Genomic DNA, 22,438 nt, shown 5'->3' with positions numbered 1-22,438 from the left:
ACCCCACGCGCAGGGCGCGCCCCCCCACCCCCCGCCGGCCGGGCCGGTGTAGCGCCCCGCCCCGCTCCAACCCCCCCCCCCCCCGCCCCCCCCCGCCCCCCCCCCCCCCCCGCCTCGGCGGCCCTCAGGTGCAGCAGCTGGCGCGGGAAGTCCCAGTCGTACAGGGCCTGGGAGGCGTCGATGCCCTCGTGGCACTGCAGGCGGATCAGCGGCGCGTCGAGCGCCTCGGCCAGGGCGGTCGCGAGCGCGGTCTTCCCCACGCCCGCGTCGCCCTCGCAGAAGAGCGGCCGGTGCAGCCTCAGTGCCAGGAAGCAGGTGACGCCCAGCCCTTCGTCGACGAGGTACCCCGTCTCCTCCAGGCGGGCCCGCACCTGCTCCGGGTCGTCCATCCGGGTGATCGGTGCTCACCCCATTCCGCCGGCGGTCAGCACCGCCCGCCTGGTCAGCACCCGTGCGAGGTGCTCCCGGTACTCGGGCGAGGCCGACAGGTCCTGCGAGGGCCGGGTGCCCTCGGCGGCCGCCTCGGCGGCCCGTGCCACGGCCTCGGGGCCGTCGGCACCGGAGAGCGCCTCCTCGGCCGCCGTGGCCCGCAGCGGGGTCGCGCCCATGTTGGTGAGTCCGATGCGTGCCTCGGCGATGTGCCCGTTGTCGCGCCGTACCAGCGCCGCCACGCCGACGATGGCCCAGGACTGAGCCACCGCGTGGAACTTCTCGTAGTGGAAGCTCCAGCCGTCCGTCTTCGGGATCCGTACCTCCACCAGCAGTTCGTCGGGCGCGAGCGCCGACTGGAGGTAGTCGACGAAGAACTCCCGTGCCGGGATCGTGCGTCGGCCGGCAGGCCCGGCGACGACCAGTTCGGCCCCCAGGGTCAGGGCCACGGCGGGCAGGTCCCCGGCCGGGTCGGCGTGCGCGAGCGAGCCGCCCACGGTGCCCCGGTGCCGTACGGCCGGATCGGCGACCGTGGCCGTCGCCTCCGCGAGCAGACCGGCGTGCCGGCGCACCAGCGGGTCACGGATCACGTCGTGGTGCGTGGTCAGCGCGCCGATGACGAGCGTGTCGCCGTCCTCGCGGACCCCGCGCAGCTCCGGGATCCGGCCCACGTCCACGACCAGCTCCGGGAAGGCGAGCCGCAGCCGCAGCAGCGGCAGCAGGCTCTGCCCGCCGGCCAGCACCTTCGCCTCCTCGCCCGCGTCGGCGAGCGCGCGCACCGCCTCGTCGACGCTGCTCGGACGGGTGTACTCGAATGCGGGAGGAATCATGCCGAACCCTCCTTCCCCTGCCGACCGGTCTCGTCGTACTGGCCCATATCGCCGGCCTGGGCCGCCTGCCCGGACTGACCGGACTGCGCGGGACCCGTGCCGCCCGCCTCGCCGGGCGCACCGGTGTCACTGCCCGCACCGGACCGAGCCGCCCGGATCGTCTGCCACACACGGTGCGGCGAACACGGCATCCGGACGTCCTGCACACCGAGCGGCCTGAGCGCATCCACCACGGCGTTCACGACGGCCGGCGTCGACGCGATCGTCCCGGCCTCCCCGACTCCCTTGACCCCCATGGAGTTCGAGACCGCCGGGGTCTCCGTCCGGTCGGTCACGAAGTCCGGCAGGTCCGCCGCCGACGGCACGAGGTAGTCGGCCATGGTGCCGGAGACGAGGTTGCCCTCGCCGTCGTACACGGCCTCCTCGTACAGCGCCTGCGCGATGCCCTGCGCCAGGCCGCCGTGCACCTGGCCCTCGACGATCATCGGGTTGACGACCCGGCCGACGTCGTCGACGCAGACGTACGACCTGATCCGCGTCTGTCCCGTCTCCGTGTCGACCTCGACCGCGCACAGGTGGGTGCCGTGCGGGTAGGAGAAGTTCTCCGGGTCGACCAGGGTCTCGGCGTTGATGGACGGCTCGACGCCGTCGGGCAGATCGTGCGAGGTGAACGTCTCGAAGGCGATCTCCTGGATGCTCTTGTGCGCCTCCGGGGAGCCCTTCACCGAGAACATGCCGTTCGTGAACTCCAGGTCCTGCTCGCTCGCCTCCAGCAGATGCGCGGCGACCTTGCGCGCCTTCTCGACCACCTTCGTCGCCGCCCGGTGCACGGCCTCGCCGCCGACGGCCAGCGACCGCGAGCCGTAGGTGTCCATGCCCTGCGGGGCCGCCAGGGTGTCGCCGTGCACCACCTCGACGTCCTCGAACGGCACGCCCAGCACGTCGGCGGCGATCTGGCTCCAGCAGGTCTCGTGGCCCTGCCCGTGCGGGCTGGTGCCGGTGACCACCTCGACCTTGCCGGTGGGCAGCATGCGGATGCTCGCCGCCTCCCAGCCGCCGGCCGCGTACCTCAGGTCGCGCAGCACCCGGCTCGGCGCGAGCCCGCACATCTCGGTGTACGTCGACACGCCGATGCCGAGGCGTACGGGGTCGCCGCGTTCGTTGCGCTCGTGCTGCTCGGCGCGCAGGTCGTCGTAGCCGAACAGGGCCAGCGCCTTCGCGGTCGCCGCCTCGTAGTTGCCGCTGTCGTAGGTGAGCCCGGCGATCGAGGTGTACGGGAACTCCTCGTGCCGGATCCAGTTCCGGCGCCGCACCTCCACCGGGTCCAGGCCGAGTTCGGCGGCCAGCTCGTCCATGATCCGCTCGATGGCGAACGTGGCCTCCGGGCGTCCGGCGCCGCGGTAGGCGTCGGTGGGCGTGCGGGTCGTGAAGACGCCGGTGCAGTTGAACTCGTAGGCGTCCATCTTGTAGATCGCCGGGTACATGAAGGCCCCGAGGATCGGGATGCCCGGGGTGACGAGCATCAGGTAGGCACCCATGTCGGCGAGGAGGTCCACCTTCAGGCCGAGGAGCTTTCCGTCCCGGGTGGCGGCGATCTCGACGTCCTGGATCATGCCGCGGCCGTGGTGGGTCGCGAGGTAGCCCTCGGAGCGGGACTCGGTCCACTTCACCGGACGGCCGAGCTTGCGCGCGACGGCGAGCGCGAGGGCCTCCTCGCCGTACACCTGGAGCTTGGAGCCGAAGCCGCCGCCGACGTCCGGGGCGACCACGCGCAGCTTCTGCTCGGGGATCCCGGTGACGACGGCGAGCATGATGCGCAGGATGTGCGGGATCTGGGTCGCCGAGTGGACCGTGTACTCGCCGGAGGCGGCGAGCGGGGTGACGACGACCGCGCGCGGCTCCATGGCGTTGGGAATGAGCCGTTGCTGGTGGTAGCGGCGCTTGAGCGTGACGTCGGCGCGTTGCCGGACCGACTCGAAGTTCTCGCCGGTGGCGAGCGGCCAGGTGTAGCAGCGGTTGGTGCCCTTGTCGGCGTGGACCAGCGGGGCGCCGTCCGCCAGCGCGGCCTCCAGGTCCAGGACCGGCGGCAGCGGCTCGTAGTCGACCTCGACGGCCTCCAGCGCGTCGGCGGCCGCGTACCGGTCGCGGGCCACCACGACCGCCACCGGGTCACCGGCATAGCGGACCTCGTCCACGGCGATCGGCGGGTGGTCGGGGTGCACGATGTCCTCGGTCACCGGCCAGGCACAGGGCAGGGAGCCCAGCCCCTCGGCGAGGTCGGCGCCGCTGAACGCCGCGACGACACCGGGGCGTTCCAGGGCGGGGGAGACGTCGACGCGGGTGACGCGGGCGTGGGCCATCGGGCTGCGCAGGACGGCCAGGTGCAGCAGTCCGGCGACCTGGATGTTGTCGGTCCAGTTGGTCTGGCCCGTGATCAGGTGGGCGTCCTCCTTGCGCAGCCGGGGCCGGCCCACCTCGTGTTCTACGGCCTGATCGGCTCCTACGGCCTGATCGGTCATGCCGTGGCCTCCTCGGGGAGCTGTTGCCCGGAGGCGGCGAGCACCGCGCGGACGATGTTCTGGTAGCCGGTGCACCGGCACAGGTTGCCCTCCAGGGCCTGGCGGACCTCGTCCGAGGTGGGGTGCGGGTTCTCGCGCAGCAGATCGCGCGCCGCCATGATCATCCCGGGGGTGCAGAAGCCGCACTGCAGAGCGTGCCGCTCGTGGAAGGCGTGCTGCAGCGCGGTCCACTCGCCGTCCTTGGCCAGCCCCTGGACGGTGGTCACCGTGCCGCCGTCCGCCTGTACGGCAAGCACCGAGCAGCTCTTGACGGTCGCTCCGTCCAGGTCGACGGTGCACGCGCCGCAGTTCGAGGTGTCGCAGCCGATCGGGGTGCCGGTCAGGCCGAGGCGGTCGCGCAGGTAGTGGGCCAGGAGCAGACGGGGTTCCACGTCGTCCTCGTACGCGGTGCCGTCCACGTTCACCTTGATGCGGGTCATGAGCCCTCCAGACCGTGCGGGCAGGAGCGAGAATCAGCCAGATCGACGTGATGTAGGTCACTCTATGACCGCGGCCTGGGAGCGGCGAGCGCTGCGGCAGGGCTTTCGTTGAACATTAATCCATTGCTGTCAAGGCGGCAGCCCTGCTGCACTGCCCTGACCCGACGTCACACGGAGAGGACCAGCGATGCGCACTGCGTGCATGTCCACCCAGGAAGGAAGCCCACCCATGCCGAAGGACATCACGCTCAGTGCATCTGCTCAATCTCGGAATTCTCGCGCACGTAGACGCCGGTAAGACCAGCCTGACCGAACGGCTGCTGCACGCGGCCGGAGTCACCGACGAGATCGGCAGCGTCGACGACGGCAGCACCCGGACGGACACCCTCGCGCTGGAGCGGCAGCGCGGGATCACCATCAAGTCGGCGGTCGTGTCGTTCCCGCTCGACTCGGTGACCGTGAACCTCATCGACACCCCCGGTCACCCTGACTTCATCGCCGAGGTGGAGCGGGTGCTCGGTGTGCTGGACGGCGCCGTCCTGGTCGTCTCGGCCGTCGAGGGCGTCCAGGCGCAGACCAGGGTGCTGATGCGGAGCCTGCGCCGGCTGCGCATCCCGACCCTCGTGTTCGTCAACAAGATCGACCGGCGGGGCGCCCGCGAGGAGGCGGTGCTGCGCGACCTGGCCCGCAGGCTGGCCGTACCGCTCGTACCCATGGGGACGGCAGCCGCGCTCGGCACCCGCGACGCCCGCTTCGTCCCCTGCCTGGTCCCGTCCGCCCTGGACACGCTCGCCGACCACGACGACGACCTGCTCACCGCCTACGTGGCGGGCGACGTCTCCGACGCCCGCCTCCACACCGCACTGGCCACCCAGACGCGGCAGTCCCTCGTCCATCCGGTCTACTTCGGCTCCGCCATCACCGGCGCCGGCGTGCCCGAGCTGATCACCGGCATCGAACGCCTGCTGCCCACCGCATGTGGCGACCCGGACGGCCCGTTGTCCGGCACGGTGTTCAAGGTCGAGCGGGGCCCGGCGGGAGAGAAGATCGCCTACGCGCGGATCTCGTCCGGCACGTTGCGCGTACGCGAGCGGGTTCCGTTCGGGGGCGGCCGCGAGCAGCGAGGGGGAGCCGGAGGCGGCCGCAAGGAGCCCAGGAAGGGCCGTCCGGAGGGCCGGATCACCGCACTCACCGTCTTCGAGAAGGGCGCCGACGTCCGGCAGGACCGCGTCGGCGCCGGGCGGATCGCCAAGGTGTGGGGACTCGGTGGTGTCCGGATCGGTGACGCGATCGGTGTGCCGGGACGGGTGTACGAGCACCACTTCGCGCCGCCCACTCTGGAGACCGTCGTCGTGCCGGGGGCCGGTACGGACCGGCGCTCCCTGCACCTCGCGCTCACCCAGCTGGCCGAACAGGACCCGCTCATCGGTGTCCGCCACGACGAGCTGCGGGGGGAGACCTCGATCTCGCTCTACGGCGAGGTGCAGAAGGAGGTCGTCCAGGCCACCCTCGCCGACGATTACGGCCTGGACGTCACCTTCCGGGAGACCACCACCCTGTGCATCGAGCGGCCGGTCGGCAGCGGGCAGGCCGTGGAGTTCAACAAGAAGGACGCCAACCCCTTCCTGGCCACCGTCGGCCTGCGCGTCGACCCCGCCCCGCCCGGATCCGGCGTGCGGTTCCGGCTCGCGGTGGAGCTGGGCTCCATGCCGTACGCCTTCTTCAAGGCGGTCGAGGACACCGTCCGCGAGACGCTCGGCCAGGGCCTGCACGGCTGGCAGATCCCCGACTGCACCGTCACCATGACCCACTCCGGCTACTCGCCCCGGCAGAGCCATGCCCACCAGGGTTTCGACAAGAGCATGTCGAGCACGGGCTACGACTTCCGCGGCCTGACCCCGCTCGTCCTGGTCGAGGCGCTGCGCCGGGCGGGCACCCGGGTCCACGAGCCGATGCACCGCTTCCGCGTCGAGGCCCCGGCCGACACGCTGGGCGCCCTGCTGCCGGTGCTGGCCCGGCTGGGCGCGGTGGCGGAGAGTACCGGGGCGCACGGCCAGGAAGGCGTCCTGGAGGGCGCCGTGCCCGCCGCCCGGGTTCATGAACTGGAGCAGCGGCTGCCGGGGCTGACCCGGGGCGAGGGCGAGCTGGAGTCGGCCTTCGACCACTACGCACCGGTCACCCGCGGCCCGCTGCCCGAGCGCCCGCGCACCGACCACAACCCGCTCAACCGGAAGGAGTACCTGCTGAACGTCACGCGACGGGTGGGCGACTGAGACGGCTGTACTGACTGTCAGTCAACTTACCTCTGAGTCAGTAGTATTGACGCTGTCCCGACCGCCCCGGACTGTGGTGTACATGTCCACCATCAGGGCGCGTCTGCTTCTTGTCCTGGTCGTCCTCTGCGGACTCCTGACGGTGGCGGGTGCCCCGCCCGCCACCGCCGCCACCCCGTCCGACTCCCTCTGGTTCGACGGCACCCCGCTCACCGTCCGGAACGGCCGCTTCACCGACGGCCAGGGTCGCGAGATCGTGCTGCGCGGCTACAACGTCTCCGGCGAGACCAAACTGGAGGAGAACGGCGGCCTGCCCTTCGCCTCGGTGGCCGACGCCCGCAAGTCGGCGACCGCGCTGCGCGCCCTCGGCGGCGGCAACACGGTCCGCCTGCTGCTCTCCTGGGCGCACGCCGAACCCGTGCGCGGCCAGGTGGACACCGCCTACCTGGCCGCGGTCACCGAGCAGATGCGCGCCTTCCTGGACGCGGGCATCCGGGTCTACCCCGACTTCCACCAGGACCTCTACTCCCGTCACCTGTTCAACACCGGCAGCTGGTACACGGGCGACGGCGCCCCCAAGTGGGCGGTGGACGCCGGAAGCTATCCCAAGGAGTCCTGCGGGATCTGCCTCTTCTGGGGGCAGAACATCACCCAGAACGCGGCCGTGCAGAAGGCGCAGTACGACTTCTGGCACAACGCCTACGGCCTGCAGGACGCCTTCCTCGCCACGGCTCAGGCGGCCATGACGTACCTCCGGCAGCAGCTCACCGACGGCGAGTTCGCGGGCGTCGTCGGCTTCGACCCGTACAACGAGCCGTACGCCGGCAGCTATGACTCCGGGCAGACCTCCCGCACCTGGGAACGCGACCTGCTCTGGCCGTTCTACCTGAAGTTCCGCGCCCGCATGGACGCCGCCGGCTGGCAGGACAAGCCCGCCTACGTCGAGCCCAACCTCTTCTGGAACTCGAACATCTCCACCCAGAAGCAGGAGGGCGGACTGCTGGACGCGGGCACCCTCGGCCCGCGCTATGTCTTCAACACCCACTTCTACGACCAGAAGGCCATCTCCGGCGTCCTGATGTGGGGCAAGGCGGCCGACGGCCAGTACGCCTCCGACTTCGGCGCCGTCCGCGACCGCGCCTCGGCCGCCGGGACCGCGGCCGTGGCCAGCGAGTTCGGGCACCCGCTGTCCGGCACGGTGTCCGACAAGGCGCCCACCGTGCTCAAGGCGATGTACCAGGCGCTCGACTCCCGCGTCCCCGGCGCGAGTTGGTGGACGAACCCGGCTGCCTCCGGCCCGGTGCTGTCCGGTTCGCAGTGGCAGTGGGACCTCTACGACGGCCGCCACCACGAGCTGATGAACGGCAACCCCGGCAAGGTCCTCACCTCCGGCGACGCCTGGAACGACGAGGATCTCTCCGTCGTGAAGCTCGACGACTCCGGGAACGTGACCCTCCGCCAGGACGCCCGGCTGCTCGACCGCGTCTACCCGAGCGCCACCGCCGGTTCGGCCCTCGCCTTCACCTACGAGGACCGCTCCCGGGACGGTTCGACCACCCTGACCTGGAACCCGGTGCCGAGTTCGCTGCCGAACGTGGCGCGGCTGGTGGGCTCGGGCCAGTACGGGCTGCTGGTGTGGCGCTCCGGCAGCGGCACGGCACCCACCGAACTGCACCTGCCGGCGTCCTTCCCCGCCTCGGCGACCACCGTCGTCTCCGACCTGGGCGCGGCCTGCGCCCCGCCCGCCTACACCGACCGGACCCCGGTCGGCGTGGCCCCCGAGCCGGGCGGCACCGGCAGCCGCCGGCTGCTGCTCACCGACACCGACTCCGGCGTCCTGCACTACGCCCTGGTGACCAACGGGGCCACGGCGCCCTCTGCGGACCTGCTGAGCGCCGCCGGGTCCGAGCTGGCGGCGTGGGCGGCGGCGCACTGGTGACCAGTGGGGCCGGCTCATCCCGTGACGGCCTCGTACCAGCCGGACGCGGCCAGCGCCAGCATCGCCAACGCGGCGATCCTTGTGATCAGATTCAGCGGGACGAACCTGATCAGGGTCCGGCCGCCGAGGACGGCGAGCGCGGCCACGCTCCACAGGCCGAGCAGGGCACCGAGGCCCACCGAGAGCGGGCTGTCGTAGCGGGCGGCCAGGTCGACGGTCAGGATCTGGGTGAGATCGCCGAACTCTGCGACGAGGACGAGCATGAAGCCGAGCCCGGCGATCCTCCAGAACGCCTGGCCGTCCGGGACCCTGGTCCCCGGCTCTCCGGCCTCGTCCTCTTGGTCCCCGTCTGTGTCCTCAGGGTTCCTGTTCTTGAACAGCAGCGCCGCCCCGGCGAGGAACAGCGTGCCGGACACGGCCTGCAGAACCCGGTGCGGCAGCAGCGCCAGCACGCTTCCCGCGGCGATGGCAAGGGTGACATGAACGGCGAAGGCGGCCGCGACCCCTGCGAAGACGTAGGAGGCGCGATAGCGGGCGCCGAGCACCAGGGTCGCGAGGGCGGTCTTGTCGGGAAGTTCGGCGGGGACGATGACACCGAAGGTGATCGCCAGAACGGTGAAGTCGAGCACCGGACGACCCCGTCACGTCGGAGTGCTCGACGTGCTCACGGGACGCTCCGCGGACTGCGCCCGGTACCGTCCATCGCTCAGTGCCACGGATCTCACGGTACGTGAAGGCGCCGGGTACCGGAGGCAGTGGCTCCGGCGGGTCCCTGCAGCGCCGCGGTGCTCACGCCGCGGCGGTCACCGGGTAGCCGCTTCGGAGGAAGGAGTTCCAGAGCTGGACGAGCAGACGCAGCAGGAGCGCTTCGAGCACGGCGACGGCCACCCGGGTGAGGACGGAAGTGAGGATGTGCGGCATCGCAAGCCGCCTTTCGTGTGTATTGCTTGACGTACGCGTCCTTTGTCCGGTCCTCGAAAGGCGCGGAAACGTAGGGCAGGTGAACTCCAGCTGAACGCTCAGTTGCATGACGGGGTTGGCGCGGTCGCGTGGCTGTCCTGCTGCGCAGGATGCCGGGGGCGAGATGAGCGGTGGTGGGCGGGGAGGTGTTTCACAAGGGTGGACAGCAGGACGGGCGCCGACGCCGCTGTCAGAGCGATCGTCCACCCCGCCGGGCCGAGCGGCCTGCTGCCGAAGAAGTGGCTGAGCGCAGGAACGGCGACGACCAGGCCGAGGGCCGCGAGGGAGCCCAGCACGGCGAGGAGGACGACCGGGTCGCGGCCCGCGTCGACCAGGGTCTGCAACAGCTGAGAGGCGACGAGGGCGACCAGGGCGACGGTGTCGGCGCGCGAGCGGGTACCGGTCACCCGGGCGGCGATCCAGGCGCTGCCCGCCGCGAGTGCGGTGACGGTGGCGCGCAGGCGGATGTGGCGCGTCAGGGCCGTTCCCAGGGAGGCCTCGGGCCCTTCCGCGAGCAGCTTCTCGGCCCGGCCGGCCGGGGGACGGGCCGCGATGGCCATGGCCGGGAGCATGTCGGTGAGGAGATTGACGAGGAGCAGCTGGCGCGCGTTGAGCGCGCTGCGCCCGGTGAGCAGGGTGGTCCCGAGCACGAAGGCGATCTCTCCGAGGTTCCCGCCGAGCAGGATGCCCAGCGCCTTGCGGACCGAGCCCCACATGGCGCGGCCTTCCACGATGGCGTCGACGACGGTCTCGATGCGGTCGTCGGTGACGACCACGTCGGCGGCGGTCCGGGCCGCGGGGGTCGCCCGGGAGCCGATGGCGATGCCGACGTCGGAGATGCGGATGGCGGCAGCGTCGTTGGCGCCGTCGCCGGTCACGGCGACGACCCGGCCCGCCGCGCGCAGCGCGCTGACGATGCGCGCCTTGTGGGCGGGGGTGACCCGGGCGAAGACCGAGATCCTCGGCAGCGTTCTCGCCAGTTCGGCGTCGTCGAGGGCCTCCAGCTCGGGCCCGGTCATCATGTGCGGCGCCCGGTCCGGCTGCAGTTCGCCGGCGATCGCTGCGGCGGTGCTGGGGTGGTCCCCGGTGAGCATGACGATCCGTACCCCGGCAGCGGCCAGTCGGCCGACGCTCTCGGCGGCGGTGGGCCGAATCGGGTCGGCCAGGCCGATCAGCCCCAGCAGGCACAGCCCCTCGACGTCGCCGCCGTCGAGAGACGGGCGAGCCGCGCGATCCGGTACGGGGCGCTCGGCGACCGCCAGCACGCGCAGGCCACGCCGGGCGTGCCAGTCGATGTCGCGGTCGATCGCTTCCCGCAGCTCCTGCGTGAACGGCACGGTGGTGCCGTTCTGCCGGACGCGTTCGCAACGGGCCAGGACGACCTCCGGCGCACCCTTGACGACCAGCCGCCGGCGACCGCCGGCCCGGCCGAGGACGGCGTGGTAGCCGCGCGCCGGTTCGAACGGCAACTCCGCCAGCCGCTGCCAGCCGTCCGCGGTCTCCGGTACCGTCACGACGCCCGCCTTCTGGGCTCCGGCGGCGATGGCGCGGTCCGTGGGGTGGGTGAGCTCCGACCCCGGGCCGGGCGGCCCGGCCAGGGCGGCCGTGGCGACGACCCGACGCAGCCGCGGCGTGAGCGCGTCGAGCGGGCGCCGTTCGACGCCGTCCGAGACCTGCTGGAGGCTGATCCTGCCCTCGGTCAGGGTGCCCGTCTTGTCGAAGCACAGCACATCGGTGCGGCCGAGTGCCTCGACGGTGGGGGCACTGCGGACCAGGGCGTTACGGGCGGACAGCCTGCGGGCGGCCGCCAGTTCCGCGACGGTGGCGACGAAGGGAAGGCCTTCCGGTACGGCCGCCACGCACAGGCTGACCGCGGAGCCCAGAGCCGCGCCGAGGGGCCGGCGCCGGGTGACCTCGACGAGGAACAGTACGGCGCCCGACGCGATGGACAGGGGCAGGAACCAGCGGCCCAGCGCGTTGAGACGGTGCTCCACCCCGCTCTCCGGGGACGCGCCCGCGGGGGCGGACCGAGTGGCACTCCCGGCCTCGGTGGCGGCCCCGGTGGCGACGACCACGGCGAGAGCCCGGCCGGCCGCCACGGCCGTGCCCTCGTAGAGCATGGAACGGCGGTCCGCGACCGCTGCCGCCGCGATGGGGGCGCTGGTCTTCCACACGACCTGGGACTCGCCGGTGAGGCTCGACTCGTCGGCTTCGAGGCCCGTCGCCTCGATGATGCGGCAGTCGGCCGGGACCGCGTCACCGGCACGCAGTTCGATCACGTCACCGCTCACCAGGCGCTCGGCGGGTGTCTCCGTGGTGCCCGGCCGGCCCGCCCTGCGCAGCCGGACGCGGGCCGAGGCCGCTTCGACAAGGCCTTCGGCGGCGCGGTCGGCGCCCACCCGCTGGGCTCCGCCGACGAGCGCGTTGGCCCCTAGCACGCCGCCGATGAGCACCGCGTCCAGCACGGAGCCGAGCGCCGCCGAGATGACGACGCCGACTCCGAGGACGGGTGTGAGCGGATTGGCCAGCTCCTCCGCGACCCTGCCGATCAGCGTCTCGGCGACGGGCGGTCCGTCATGTCCGGCGAACCGGTGGCGCCTTGCGGCCTCGTCGTCGTCAAGTCCCCGCGGGGACGTGCCGAGCCGGGCCATGACCTGACGCGTCGTCATGGCGTGCCAGGGCGTGCGATCGGCGGCCGCCGGGGCCGGACGACGGTGCAGCACCCGCCCCGCCCAGACGCCCGCTCCGATCGTGGCGAGCGTGACGCCGTCGGTCGCCAGACGGGCGCGCGCCCAGGCTCCGCGCCGACGGACGGCGAGTGCCACCGTCGCGCCCACCAGGGCGCCGATGCCTTCCATGCGAACGCACCGCCGGCTCAGCGCGCGGGCCTGCGGAAGCGCGGTCAGCAGCAGGTGCGCCACATCTGGCGCGCCGGCCACATCCGCGTCCCAGCGCACCTGGCGGACGCCGTCCGTCACCCCGATGCCCAGGTCGGCCTGGGCCAGGGCACGGCGGGCGCCCACCGCGACCACGGCCACACCCCGCCCTTCCCCCTGAAGGGAACGGACCAGGGCCACTGTGCGCCTCCCGCCGGGGGGAACGGCCTCGTCCAGTCCGAAACGGCGGTGCAGTCCGGGCGGGCCGCCGACCAGCACCACCCGGCCGCAGCCGCGGGCCGCCTCCACCAAGTGCTCGGCGAGCGGACGCAGTTGGGGAACCAGACCCGCGACGGCGACCGGCCGGTTCCGGCGCGCGACGAGCAGGACCCGCGCACCCTGCCCGGTCCACTCCTCGGCCAGTGCGGCCGTCTCCCCGGGCAGTTCGGCCGGCGTGTCACGGTCCTCGGGAAGCGGGGACAGCGCCCATTCCCCCTGCACCAGGGGTTGCGACAGGTCGTCACTGTCGACCATCTCGTGAATGACCGCATGGATCTCGTCGATGTCCGCACGTTCCTGGAGCGGCGCCACGGGCACCACCGTGTCGACGGTCCACGCCCGCGTGGCCAGCACGCGGGCGTCGAGGACGACCGTGTCGATGCGGTGGATCCGGCGCAGCGCCTCAGGTCGCAGCACGAGGCCTCCTCGGCTGGAGGCGGCCTGCCCGACCGCGGCGGCGAAGGCCTCGTGGCCGGCCCACGGGCCTCTGGGTATGCCCGCGATCAGCACGGCCAGTGCCCGGTCGTGGCTGCGGGTGACAGCGGCGGTGAGCGGGTAACCCCCCGCCGCCGCCGGGACCGCCCTCTTCGCGTGCCGCTCGGCCGGGCCCGGTGGCAGCGGCACCGGCCGCTCGCGCACCGGTGCGGCGTCATGGCGGTACGCCCCCTCGCGCCCGGCCAGCCGAGACGACCAGTTCTGCCAGGCCCGGCGCCGGGCCGTGGCCTCCGCGTACCGGGCAGCGGCGAGGGCGCCGGAGACGAGCGGGCCGAGCGGGTGGTACGTGAGGGTCGAGACGATCAGATTCGCCGTCGCCCAGCCGGTCTCGGCGGCCGTGGTGCCGAACGCGCGGGACGTGGCCTCGCGCAGCCGCGGTGTCGCCTCCGAGAGCTGGAGGAGGGCCGGTACGACGGGGGACAGACCGGGGAGGCGGACGATGCGTCCCACCACGGCCACGCCGAAGCCGGCGAAACTCGCCGCCATCTGCAGGGCCGCGCCGATCTGTGGCTCGGGACCGCCGGGATAGCCGATGGCGCGTGGGGCCCGTTCCGTGTGGGCGCCGCCGGCCTTGCCGGGATCGTCCTCGAGTGCGGTCTTCTCGACAGCGGTACCGGCCGCCGTTTCGGCTTCCGTCACAAGACGGACCACCGGGTCCAGGTCGGTTCCGGACGGGTCGCAGGCGACGAACACACAACCGAGCGTCCCGTTCACCTCCGCTCGGCCCACTCCTGGGACGGCGCACAGCCGGGCCTCCAGGGCGCGTGCGGCCTCGGCCGTCCCGGGCCTTCCCAGGTGCCGGGCCTCGATCTGCACCCCGTCGGCCACCTCCCAGGTACGGCGTGAACGCGTCAGCAGGCGACTCAGCATCGACATCGCCGTCGGAGCGGCGTTCATGGCCCCCATGGCGGTCCGGGCCGTCCCGGAAAGGAGGGAGTGGATCATCCGACGCCTCCGTCATCGCCCGCCTGCGACGCTTGCGGACATTGCCTCGGAAGACGACAGGCTTCACACAAGTATGGGCCCGTACCACCAACACTGTCCTGCTGGAACGGATGCCGCGGCCGCTCGTCCCGACTGCCGGGCTGCCGTCGGGCGTCGATGCGCGGCAGACTGGAACGAGAGGTATTTCATCCGATTCGTGCAATTTGAGTGATTCGCATGATGTCCACCGCGGCTACGGCTGAGACGACCGAGCGGGGCGGCGAGGTTCTGCACCTGCACCACGCACACCCCGACCTCCCCTACATGACTCCGGGAGATCTGAAGGCCAGCGCCCAGGCGATGACCTCACGACTGCCGGCATTCCCGGGCCGGGATCTGCTCTTCTACGGCGGTCTGGGGGCCATGACCGCCGCCGGTGCGCTTGAGTGGCCGGTCGCTCTCGCCATCGGCGGAGCCACCTTCCTCCTGCGCGGCAAGGGCCGGGCACAGGCGAAGGCGAGCGCAGAGGAAACGGCCGGGCCCGGCAGGACCGTCAGGGAGAACGCCTAGGCGGCCGCCGCACCGAGCAGGGGCTGACGGCATGCACACAGCCGTGAGGGGGACTGCTTCCTGACGGCTGTGTGCGCCCGGTCCAGGTGCCGAGGGACTCGCCGCCGGGAGGCGGTCTCTCGCACGGCAGCGGTGGCGAACTGAAGCGGCGGAAGGTCAACCGGCCGCCGGTGACGTCCAGTCGGCGGTCACGTGGCCGAGGCGTACCCGCTGCGGATGGTCGCCGACCGGGACGGACGTCACCTTCCGGCCGGTGGCGAAGTCGATCGCCGTGACCTGGTCGGCGCCGCTCTCGGAGACGATGCAGTCCTTGCCGTCGCCGCTGACCGTGGCCCAGTACGGCTTGGAGGCCGGGACCGGCGTGCCCTCCTGGAGGGTGGCCCGGTCCACCACCGTGGCGTAGTCGTCCATGGTGCCCGCGACGCACAGCTTGGTGCCCTCGGGGTTCATCGAGATGCCGTGGTGGCGCGAGTCGTTGACCCAGGTGGTGCGATCCTCGCTGGTCGCCGGGTTCTTCGGCAGCGTCTTCACCCGGGTGATCTTGTCGGCGGCCACGTCGTACTCCAGGAATCCGTTGAAGAACGACACCTGGAAGTACAGCTTCGACTCGTCGGGGGAGAAGACGGCCGGGCGCACGGCGTCGGAGAAGTCCTTCAGCCCGATCGCGTCCAGCCGCTGGCGCATGTCGATGACCTTGACCTGCTTGTACGTGGTCGCGTCCACGACCGTGATGCGCCGGTCGCCCTTCGTCCAGTCCCAGGCCGGGGCGTCCAGGGCGGTGTTGACGTCCCCGATGGCCATGTTCCAGATGTACTTGCCGTCCTTGGTGAAGATGTTCTCGTGCGGCTTGTCGCCGGTCGCGAACGACCCCAGCTGCCTGCCCGTGTCGATGTCCAGCACGTGCACGGTGTTCGCGGTGGACGCTGAGACGGCCACCCGGGTGCCGTCCGGCGAGACGGCCATGTGGTCCGCGCGGTAACCGGCCACCAGGAAACGCCAGTTGATCTTCCCCGTGGCCAGATCGATGGACACGACGTCGGCGAAGCTCGGGCGGGAGACCACGACCGACCTGCCGTCGGGCGTGGAGTACATGTCGTCGGCGAACTGGTCGTGGCCCTCGCCGACGCTGTTGCGGATCGCCATGAAGTAGATCCACTTGACGGGGTCCGCGTTGATCTCCGCCATCCGCTGGTCCTTGTCCGGGACGACGTTTATCCGGCCGATCTTCGCGAAGTCGCCGGAGGACTTGATGACGTCGGCGGTGCCGTCCCAGTTGTTGCCCACGAACAGCACCTCGCGCAGATCCGACGCCGCGGACGAGGCGTCGGACGAGGCGGCGGAGGCGGCGGTCGCCGGGCCGGCGACGGTCAGGACGAGGGCGGCGGCCACGGAGCAAAGGTGCCTGGTTCTGGAGGCAGGCATGACTGCTCTCTTTCCTCGGGGAAATCTGAACACGAGCGGATTCACAGTGAACTTACTGAAAAGTAAGGAGGGGGCGCCCTTCTCGACAAGATGTGTGCACGACAAGATTGGCCACCGGTGGGTGACGGAGGGGGAAGCGTGACGGGGAGGCTCAAGGGGCCGACGGGCCGCTACGGCGGCAGGTCCGCCGAGGAACGGCAGGCCGAGCGGCGCCGCCGGTTCCTGGCCGCGGCACTGCAGACGTTCGGTGACAGCCCGGGCTTCCGTGCCACGACGGTCGCCGCGCTGAGCCAGGCCGCGGGCCTGTCCACCCGCCAGTTCTACGAGGAGTTCCGCACCCTGGAGGACGTCCTCGCCGCCCTGCACCTGGAGGTCAACGGCTGGGCGGAACAGGCGGTGCTGGACGCGCTCGCGGAGGCCGAGGGGCTGCCGCTGGCCGAGCGGGTCGCCGTGCTGTTCCATGCCTACGCCCGCGACGTCACCTCCGACCCGCGCCGCATCCGGATCGCCTTCGTGGAGATCATCGGCGTCAGCGCCCGCCTGGAGGAGCAGCGGCTGGCCCGCCGGGCCCGCTGGGTCGACCTGATCCGCTCCGAGGCGGACGCGGCGGTGGCCCGCGGGGAGGCGGCACCGCGCGACTACCGCCTCGCGGCCACGGCCTTCATCGGCAGTGTCAACGGCCTGCTGCACGACTGGAGCGCCGGCTGGGTGGACGCGAGCCTGGACGAGGTCGTCGACGAACTCGTCCGCCAACTGCTGGGCATCCTGCGCCCGGAGGGCTGGCGTCCCGAGACCGCCTGACCGCTCGACTCGGTCCGGTGGAGGCATGTTTCCCCAGGCCATCGGGGATGTGACCGCAGGGTTGGCGGGGTTCGACGCGCGCGATCGGCCCGGAGCTGGTCTGCTGGACCGGGGGGCCACCTACCCGTTCTCCGGAGAGACGTATGAGTACCTACCGAGTCGCGCAGGTGACCGCCCCGGGCGGCACGTTCGAGCTGGCCGAGCGGGAGGTGCCGCAGCCCGGGCCCGGTCAGGTGCGGATCGCCGTGGAGGCCTGCGGGGTCTGCCACAGCGACGCCCTCTTCGTGAACGCCGCGCTGCCGGGCGTGACGTTCCCCGAGGTGCCCGGGCACGAGATCGCCGGGCACGTCGAGGAGCTGGGCCAGGGGGCCCACGAGCGCGGGTGGCGGGTCGGCGACCGCGTGGCCGTCGGCTGGTTCGGCGGCAGCTGCGGCCATTGCGCGCCCTGCCGCGAGGGCGACTTCATCGTGTGCCCCAACCTGAAGGTCCCGGGATGGGCCTACGACGGAGGCTTCGGCGAGAAGGTGATCGCGCCCGTCGACGCCCTGGCCCGCATCCCCGACGGGCTGTCCGCCGGCGACGCCGGGCCCATGGCCTGCGCGGGCGTGACCACGTACAACGGGCTGCGGCGCAGCTCCGCCCGGCCCGGGGACGTGGTGGCGGTGCTCGGCCTCGGCGGCCTCGGGCACCTCGGAGTGCAGTACGCGGTCGCGATGGGCTTCGAGACCGTGGCGATCGCCCGCGGCCCCGCGAAGGCCGACTTCGCCAAGCAGCTCGGCGCCCACCACTACGTCGACAGCACCTCCGGCACCCCGGTCGCCGAGGCGCTGCAGTCCCTCGGCGGCGCCAAGGCCGTCCTCGCCACCGCCGGGAACTCCGAGGCCATCACGGCCACCGTGGACGGCCTCGCCCACCGCGGCGAGCTGGTGGTCATCGGAGCGGACATCGAACCGCTGGGCATCACCCCGGTCCAGCTGCTCATGAGCGCACGCGTCGTCCGCGGCCACCCGTCCGGCACGTCCCAGGACGTGGAGGACACCATGGCGTTCAGCGCCTTGCACGGAATCCGCCCGATGACCGAGCCCGTGTCACTGGATCACGTGGACGAGGCCTACCAGAAGATGCTCGCCGGCGCCGCCCGCTTCCGGATGGTGCTCACCTTCGGCTGAGGGTCAGCCGCCCAGCGCGTTCACCGCGTCCAGCACCGGCGTCACCCCGTCCTCCGCGCGGATCCGCGCGCCGAGCGCCCGGGCCCGCTCGCCGTACGACGCCTCGCGTGTCGCCCGGAGCAGTGCCGTGGACAGGGCGCCGACGGTAAGCCGGCGCAGCGGTACGGTGGCCGGGGCGACGCCGAGCGACACCAGCCGGGCGGACCAGAAGCCCTCGTCGAACTGGATCGGGACCGGCACGGCCGGCACCCCGGCGCGCAGGCCCGCCGCGGTCGTGCCCGCCCCGGCGTGGTGGACCACGGCGGCCGTCCGTGGGAACAGCGCCGAGTGCGGCACCTCGCCGATGGTCAGCATGTCGTCGCCGTCCGCCGCGAGGCCGCCCCAGCCGCGCTGGATCACCCCGCGCAGCCCGGCCCGTCGCAGCGCCGCCACGACCTGCGCGCTCAGCCGGCGGGCGTCCGGCACGGTGGCGCTGCCCAGCCCGACGAACACCGGTGGCGGACCGGCGTCGAGGAACTCCCTCAGCTTGTACGGGAGTCCGGCCTCGGTGTCGTACGGCCACCAGTAGCCGCACACGCCCAGGCCCGGCCGCCAGTCCCGGGGCCGGGGCACCACCAGCGGGCTGAAGCCGTGGTGCACCGGCCACAGCCGCCGCTCCCGGGCGCGCCGGGCGGGGCCGGTGCGGACCGGGGGCAGCCCCAGGCGGGCGCGGACCGCGGGCACGGTCGCGGCGAAGACGCGCTCCACGGCGAGGTTCACACCGTGCCCGGCGAGCCGGTTGCCCGGGGCTCCGAAGGTGCCGCCGCCGAGCACCGGAGGGGCGAACTCCTGGGTGGGAGCGAGGGGTTGCAGGTAGAGGCCCATGCTCGGCAGCCGCAGCCCCTCGGCGATGGCGTGCCCGAGCGGCGCCAGCGAGGCCGACAGCAGCAGCACGTCGCTCTCCCGAGCCGCCGCCACCAGGTCGTCGGTCATCCGCCCGACCAGCCGCCGGGCCAGCTCGACCACCCGCACCAGCTTCCCGGCGCCGCTCGTGCTGCGGTGCAGCCCCCGCCCTCGCGGTGACTTCAGCTCGGCGCGCGGATCGACCGGCAGCGCGTGGAACCGCACCCCGGAGCCCGCCACCAGCGGCTCGAAACAGCCGTGTGTGACCAGGGTGACCTGGTGCCCGGCATGGCCGAGCCGGTACCCGAGGCCGGTGTAGGGGGCCACGTCGCCCCGGGATCCCGCCGTCATGATGGCAACCCGCATGGCGGCCAGTATGGCGGCGCCGCGCCGCACGGAGGCCCAACGACCCGGCCCGGCCGACGACTTCACGCCTGCCGCAGCCGTTGACTTCACCCCCGGGCGGCTCTACGGTCGGCGCGCAGCATGTTCGGTTAGTCGATCCTTGTTCGAAATCCCGATCGCATTACATTCCGTCCCGCACGCGGAGGAGCCGATGTACCCCCCACCCGGTCTCGCAAGACGCTGCAGAACCGCCGCCGTACGCATCCTGGTCCTCGCCCTGACCGCGGCCGCCACCCTCCTGTTCGCCCAGCCGGGCCCGGCGCAGGCGGCGACCACCCGCCAGGTCTCCGTCCCCACCGCGCCCATGGGCTGGGCCTCCTGGAACAGCTTCGCCGCGAAGATCGACTACAACGTCGTCAAGCAGCAGGTCGACGCGTTCGTCTCGGCCGGACTCCCTGCCGCCGGATACCAGTACGTCAACATCGACGAGGGCTGGTGGCAGGGCACCCGGGACAGCGCCGGCAACGTCACCGTCGACACCTCCGAGTGGCCCGGCGGCATGAGCGCCATCGCCGACTACATCCACAGCAAGGGTCTGAAGGCCGGCATCTACACCGACGCGGGCAAGAACGGCTGCGGCTACTACTACCCGACCGGCCGCCCCGCCGCCCCGGACTCCGGCAGTGAGGGCCACTACGACCAGGACATGCTGAAGTTCTCGAAGTGGGGCTTCGACTTCGTGAAGGTCGACTGGTGCGGCGGCGACGCCGAAGGGCTGGACGCGGCGACCACGTACAAGGCGATCAGCTCCGCCGTCACCAAGGCCACCGCCGTCACCGGCCGCCCGCTGACCCTCTCGATGTGCAACTGGGGCAAGCAGAACCCCTGGAACTGGGCGCCTGGCCTCGCCCCCATGTGGCGGACCAGCACGGACATCGTCTACTACGGCAACACGCCGTCGCAGACCAGCATGCTGTCCAACTTCGACCAGGCCCTGCACCCGGCCGCACAGCACACGGGCTACTACAACGACCCCGACATGCTGATGGTCGGCATGTCCGGCTTCACCGCCGCGCAGAACCGCACCCACATGTCCCTGTGGGCGGTCTCCGGCGCCCCGCTGCTGGCCGGCAACGACCTCACCGAAATGTCCGGCGAGACGGCCGCCATCCTCAAGAACCCGGACGTCATCGCCGTCGACCAGGACCCGCGCGGCCTCCAGGGCGTCAAGGTCGCCGAGGACGCCACGGGCCTCCAGGTGTACGGCAAGGTCCTCGCGGGCACCGGGAACCGGGCCGTCGTGCTCCTCAACCGCACCTCCTCCGCCAAGGACATCACCGTCCGCTGGTCCGACCTCGGCCTCACCGGCGCCTCTGCGAGCGTCCGCGACCTGTGGGCGCAGCAGAACGCCGGCTCCTTCGCCACGAGTTACACCACCAGTGTCCCGGCGGGCGGCTCGGTGATGCTCAAGGTGACCGGCACCGAGGCGGCGAGCAGCGGCTACAGCGCCACGTCCACCGGCAGGTACACCGGTGTGAGCGCGGCGAGCACCGGCCTGGACGTGGTCGACCTCGCCTACACCAACACGGCGTCCAGCGCCGTCACAGGTACGCTCCAGGTCAACGGGCAGACCGCCACCACCGTATCCTTCCCGCCCACCGGATCCACCCCGGGCACGGTCTCGGTCCAGGTCCACCTCACCAAGGGAGCCGCCAACTCCCTGACCCTGACCGGCGGTCCCACGCTGGGCACCCTCACGGTGAGACCCGTCCCCGGCACCAGCGGCACCCTGCTCGCCGGCAAGCAGTCCGGCCGCTGCGCCGACGTCCACGACAACACGATCACCAACGGCACCCAGGCCGAACTCTGGGACTGCAACGGCGGCGCCGACCAGGCCTGGACCTACACCTCCCGCAAGGAGCTCGTGGTCTACGGCGACAAGTGCCTCGACGCCTTCAACCTCGGCACCACCAACGGCACCAAGGTGGTGATCTGGGACTGCAACGGCCAGAGCAACCAGCAGTGGAACGTCAACGCCGACGGCACGATCACCAACGTCAACGCGGGCCTGTGCCTGGACGCGTACAACGGCGGCACCGGCAACGGCACGTCCCTGGTGCTGTGGGCCTGCAACGGCGGCGGCAACCAGAAGTGGTCCCGGATCTGACACCGCTGCCTAGGCGGCGGCGAGCACCAGCAGGCTCGTCGCCGCCAGCAGGGCACAGCCCAGCACGCACCAGGCCACCACCCGCTGCCGCAGCGCCCGGTACCTGGCTTCGTACATGTGCCGCAGCTCCTCGGCGCGTTCGGCGGTGCGCCGCCACGAGGCGCGGGCCAGGGCCAGGTACTCCGTCTCGAAGTGCCGCACCAGGTCGTCCCGTTGGGTGTCGGTGAGCCAGCCGAGCCGAGAAGCCGCGCGGGCCGCCCCCGCACGGCCCTCCTCCCGTGCCGCGGCGAGCAGCAGATGGCCCTCGATCTCCTGGACGAGCGCCCGTTCCTCTCCGGTGCTCATCGCGCGGTCAGCTCCCGCTCCTTGTGCCCCACCTGCGGATGGTGCAGGTCGAACGCCGGCGACTCACTGCGGATCCGCGGGAGCGAGTGGAAGTTGTGCCGGGGCGGCGGGCAGGAGGTCGCCCACTCGAGCGAACGGCCGTAGCCCCACGGGTCGTCGGCCTCGACCTTCTCGCCGTACTTGGCCGTCTTCCAGACGTTGTAGAAGAACGGGAGCATCGAGGAGCCGAGCAGGAACGAGAAGATCGTCGAGACCGTGTTGAGCGTGGTGAGCCCTTCGACCGCCAGATAGTCGGGGATCCGGCGCTGCATGCCGTTCACGCCCAGCCAGTGCTGCACGAGGAACGTGCCGTGGAAGCCGATGAACAGGGTCCAGAAGGTGATCTTGCCGAGGCGCTCGTCCAGCATCCTTCCGGTCCACTTCGGCCACCAGAAGTGGAAGCCCGCGAACATCGCGAACACGACCGTCCCGAAGATGACGTAGTGGAAGTGGGCCACCACGAAATAGGTGTCGGAGGTCGGGAAGTCCAGGGGCGGCGAGGCCAGCATCACCCCGGTCAGCCCGCCGAACACGAACGTCACCAGGAAGCCCATCACCCACAGCATCGGCGTCTCGAAGGAGAGGCTGCCGCGCCACATGGTTCCGATCCAGTTGAAGAACTTCACACCGGTCGGGACGGCGATCAGGAACGTCATGAAGGAGAAGAACGGCAGCAGCACACCGCCGGTGACGTA

At 72.0% G+C, this 22,438-nt stretch carries 17 protein-coding genes; 6 read left to right on the top strand and 11 right to left on the bottom strand.

Features of this window, described 5'->3' with window-relative positions; all coding sequences use genetic code 11:
* The 4 genes from ACWC5O_RS43340 to ACWC5O_RS43325 form a co-directional block, all read right to left on the bottom strand.
* On the bottom strand, positions 1-389 hold a 389-nt coding region (locus tag ACWC5O_RS43340; protein WP_450781253.1), incomplete at its 3' end, for an AAA family ATPase.
* A gap of 15 nt (positions 390-404) precedes the next feature.
* Positions 405-1,259, bottom strand: coding sequence for an FAD binding domain-containing protein (locus ACWC5O_RS43335; RefSeq protein ID WP_450592107.1), 855 nt, complete (start codon positions 1,257-1,259; stop codon positions 405-407).
* Positions 1,256-3,778, bottom strand: a complete 2,523-nt coding sequence (locus ACWC5O_RS43330) for a xanthine dehydrogenase family protein molybdopterin-binding subunit (RefSeq protein WP_450592106.1) — start codon at positions 3,776-3,778, stop codon at positions 1,256-1,258. Before ACWC5O_RS43330 ends, ACWC5O_RS43335 begins: the two co-directional genes overlap by 4 nt.
* Positions 3,775-4,257 carry a (2Fe-2S)-binding protein gene (locus ACWC5O_RS43325; RefSeq protein WP_450592104.1) on the bottom strand — a complete coding sequence of 161 codons (483 nt, stop codon included), beginning with the start codon at positions 4,255-4,257 and terminating at the stop codon, positions 3,775-3,777. The genes ACWC5O_RS43330 and ACWC5O_RS43325 overlap by 4 nt, the downstream gene beginning before the upstream one ends.
* A 251-nt stretch (positions 4,258-4,508) precedes the next feature.
* Here ACWC5O_RS43325 and ACWC5O_RS43320 point away from each other — a divergent pair, with 251 nt between their 5' ends.
* Positions 4,509-6,530 (top strand): GTP-binding protein, encoded by a 2,022-nt coding sequence (locus ACWC5O_RS43320; protein WP_450592102.1) that lies wholly within the window; start codon positions 4,509-4,511, stop codon positions 6,528-6,530.
* A gap of 82 nt (positions 6,531-6,612) precedes the next feature.
* A complete protein-coding gene (locus tag ACWC5O_RS43315; RefSeq protein ID WP_450592100.1) occupies positions 6,613-8,469 on the top strand; it encodes a cellulase family glycosylhydrolase in 1,857 nt (618 codons plus the stop codon).
* 14 nt (positions 8,470-8,483) lie between these two features.
* Here the strand turns inward: ACWC5O_RS43315 and ACWC5O_RS43310 are convergent, their stop codons facing one another.
* The 3 genes from ACWC5O_RS43310 to ACWC5O_RS43300 form a co-directional block, all read right to left on the bottom strand.
* A complete protein-coding gene (locus tag ACWC5O_RS43310) occupies positions 8,484-9,098 on the bottom strand; it encodes a TMEM165/GDT1 family protein (protein ID WP_450592098.1) in 615 nt (204 codons plus the stop codon).
* Between the two features lie 160 nt (positions 9,099-9,258).
* Positions 9,259-9,390 carry a hypothetical protein gene (locus tag ACWC5O_RS43305; RefSeq protein WP_450592097.1) on the bottom strand — a complete coding sequence of 44 codons (132 nt, stop codon included), beginning with the start codon at positions 9,388-9,390 and terminating at the stop codon, positions 9,259-9,261.
* Between the two features lie 98 nt (positions 9,391-9,488).
* Positions 9,489-14,024: an HAD-IC family P-type ATPase gene (locus tag ACWC5O_RS43300; protein ID WP_450592095.1), complete on the bottom strand. Its 4,536-nt coding sequence runs from the start codon at positions 14,022-14,024 to the stop codon at positions 9,489-9,491.
* 216 nt (positions 14,025-14,240) lie between these two features.
* Between ACWC5O_RS43300 and ACWC5O_RS43295 the strand changes: the two genes are divergently transcribed.
* Positions 14,241-14,573, top strand: coding sequence for a hypothetical protein (locus tag ACWC5O_RS43295; protein ID WP_450592093.1), 333 nt, complete (start codon positions 14,241-14,243; stop codon positions 14,571-14,573).
* A 156-nt stretch (positions 14,574-14,729) separates the two neighbouring features.
* On the opposite strand, the gene ACWC5O_RS43290 is transcribed toward ACWC5O_RS43295, so the two are convergent.
* Positions 14,730-15,995, bottom strand: a complete 1,266-nt coding sequence (locus ACWC5O_RS43290; protein WP_450592091.1) for a YncE family protein — start codon at positions 15,993-15,995, stop codon at positions 14,730-14,732.
* A gap of 138 nt (positions 15,996-16,133) precedes the next feature.
* On the opposite strand from ACWC5O_RS43290, the gene ACWC5O_RS43285 reads away from it, so the two are divergent.
* Positions 16,134-16,796, top strand: a complete 663-nt coding sequence (locus ACWC5O_RS43285; protein ID WP_450592090.1) for a TetR/AcrR family transcriptional regulator — start codon at positions 16,134-16,136, stop codon at positions 16,794-16,796.
* A 143-nt stretch (positions 16,797-16,939) separates the two neighbouring features.
* Positions 16,940-17,965: an alcohol dehydrogenase catalytic domain-containing protein gene (locus tag ACWC5O_RS43280; protein ID WP_450592088.1), complete on the top strand. Its 1,026-nt coding sequence runs from the start codon at positions 16,940-16,942 to the stop codon at positions 17,963-17,965.
* Between the two features lie 3 nt (positions 17,966-17,968).
* Here ACWC5O_RS43280 and ACWC5O_RS43275 read toward each other — a convergent pair whose 3' ends face one another.
* Positions 17,969-19,198: a glycosyltransferase gene (locus tag ACWC5O_RS43275; RefSeq protein ID WP_450592110.1), complete on the bottom strand. Its 1,230-nt coding sequence runs from the start codon at positions 19,196-19,198 to the stop codon at positions 17,969-17,971.
* A gap of 205 nt (positions 19,199-19,403) precedes the next feature.
* On the opposite strand from ACWC5O_RS43275, the gene ACWC5O_RS43270 reads away from it, so the two are divergent.
* Complete coding sequence (locus ACWC5O_RS43270; RefSeq protein ID WP_450592086.1) at positions 19,404-21,359, top strand: ricin-type beta-trefoil lectin domain protein; 1,956 nt, start codon at positions 19,404-19,406, stop codon at positions 21,357-21,359.
* A 9-nt stretch (positions 21,360-21,368) separates the two neighbouring features.
* Here the strand turns inward: ACWC5O_RS43270 and ACWC5O_RS43265 are convergent, their stop codons facing one another.
* On the bottom strand, positions 21,369-21,704 hold the full coding sequence (locus ACWC5O_RS43265; protein WP_450592085.1) for a hypothetical protein: 336 nt from the start codon (positions 21,702-21,704) through the stop codon (positions 21,369-21,371).
* A partial coding sequence (locus tag ACWC5O_RS43260; protein WP_450781251.1) for a cytochrome c oxidase subunit I occupies positions 21,701-22,438 on the bottom strand: 738 nt, incomplete at its 5' end. The genes ACWC5O_RS43260 and ACWC5O_RS43265, both read right to left, overlap by 4 nt.

This window comes from Streptomyces sp. NPDC001450 (assembly GCF_053597295.1).
The sequence above is the reverse complement of the archived record's forward strand: the minus strand, read 5'-3'. Positions and strand labels throughout refer to the sequence as shown.

Coding starts and splice junctions, on each gene's coding strand:
- ACWC5O_RS43335 (WP_450592107.1), bottom strand. CDS start 1,259: ATGATTCCTCCCGCATTCGAGTACACCCGTCCGAGCAGCGTCGACGAG.
- ACWC5O_RS43330 (WP_450592106.1), bottom strand. CDS start 3,778: ATGACCGATCAGGCCGTAGGAGCCGATCAGGCCGTAGAACACGAGGTG.
- ACWC5O_RS43325 (WP_450592104.1), bottom strand. CDS start 4,257: ATGACCCGCATCAAGGTGAACGTGGACGGCACCGCGTACGAGGACGAC.
- ACWC5O_RS43315 (WP_450592100.1), top strand. CDS start 6,613: ATGTCCACCATCAGGGCGCGTCTGCTTCTTGTCCTGGTCGTCCTCTGC.
- ACWC5O_RS43305 (WP_450592097.1), bottom strand. CDS start 9,390: ATGCCGCACATCCTCACTTCCGTCCTCACCCGGGTGGCCGTCGCCGTG.
- ACWC5O_RS43300 (WP_450592095.1), bottom strand. CDS start 14,024: ATGATCCACTCCCTCCTTTCCGGGACGGCCCGGACCGCCATGGGGGCC.
- ACWC5O_RS43295 (WP_450592093.1), top strand. CDS start 14,241: ATGATGTCCACCGCGGCTACGGCTGAGACGACCGAGCGGGGCGGCGAG.
- ACWC5O_RS43290 (WP_450592091.1), bottom strand. CDS start 15,995: ATGCCTGCCTCCAGAACCAGGCACCTTTGCTCCGTGGCCGCCGCCCTC.
- ACWC5O_RS43280 (WP_450592088.1), top strand. CDS start 16,940: ATGAGTACCTACCGAGTCGCGCAGGTGACCGCCCCGGGCGGCACGTTC.
- ACWC5O_RS43275 (WP_450592110.1), bottom strand. CDS start 19,198: ATGACGGCGGGATCCCGGGGCGACGTGGCCCCCTACACCGGCCTCGGG.
- ACWC5O_RS43270 (WP_450592086.1), top strand. CDS start 19,404: ATGTACCCCCCACCCGGTCTCGCAAGACGCTGCAGAACCGCCGCCGTA.
- ACWC5O_RS43265 (WP_450592085.1), bottom strand. CDS start 21,704: ATGAGCACCGGAGAGGAACGGGCGCTCGTCCAGGAGATCGAGGGCCAT.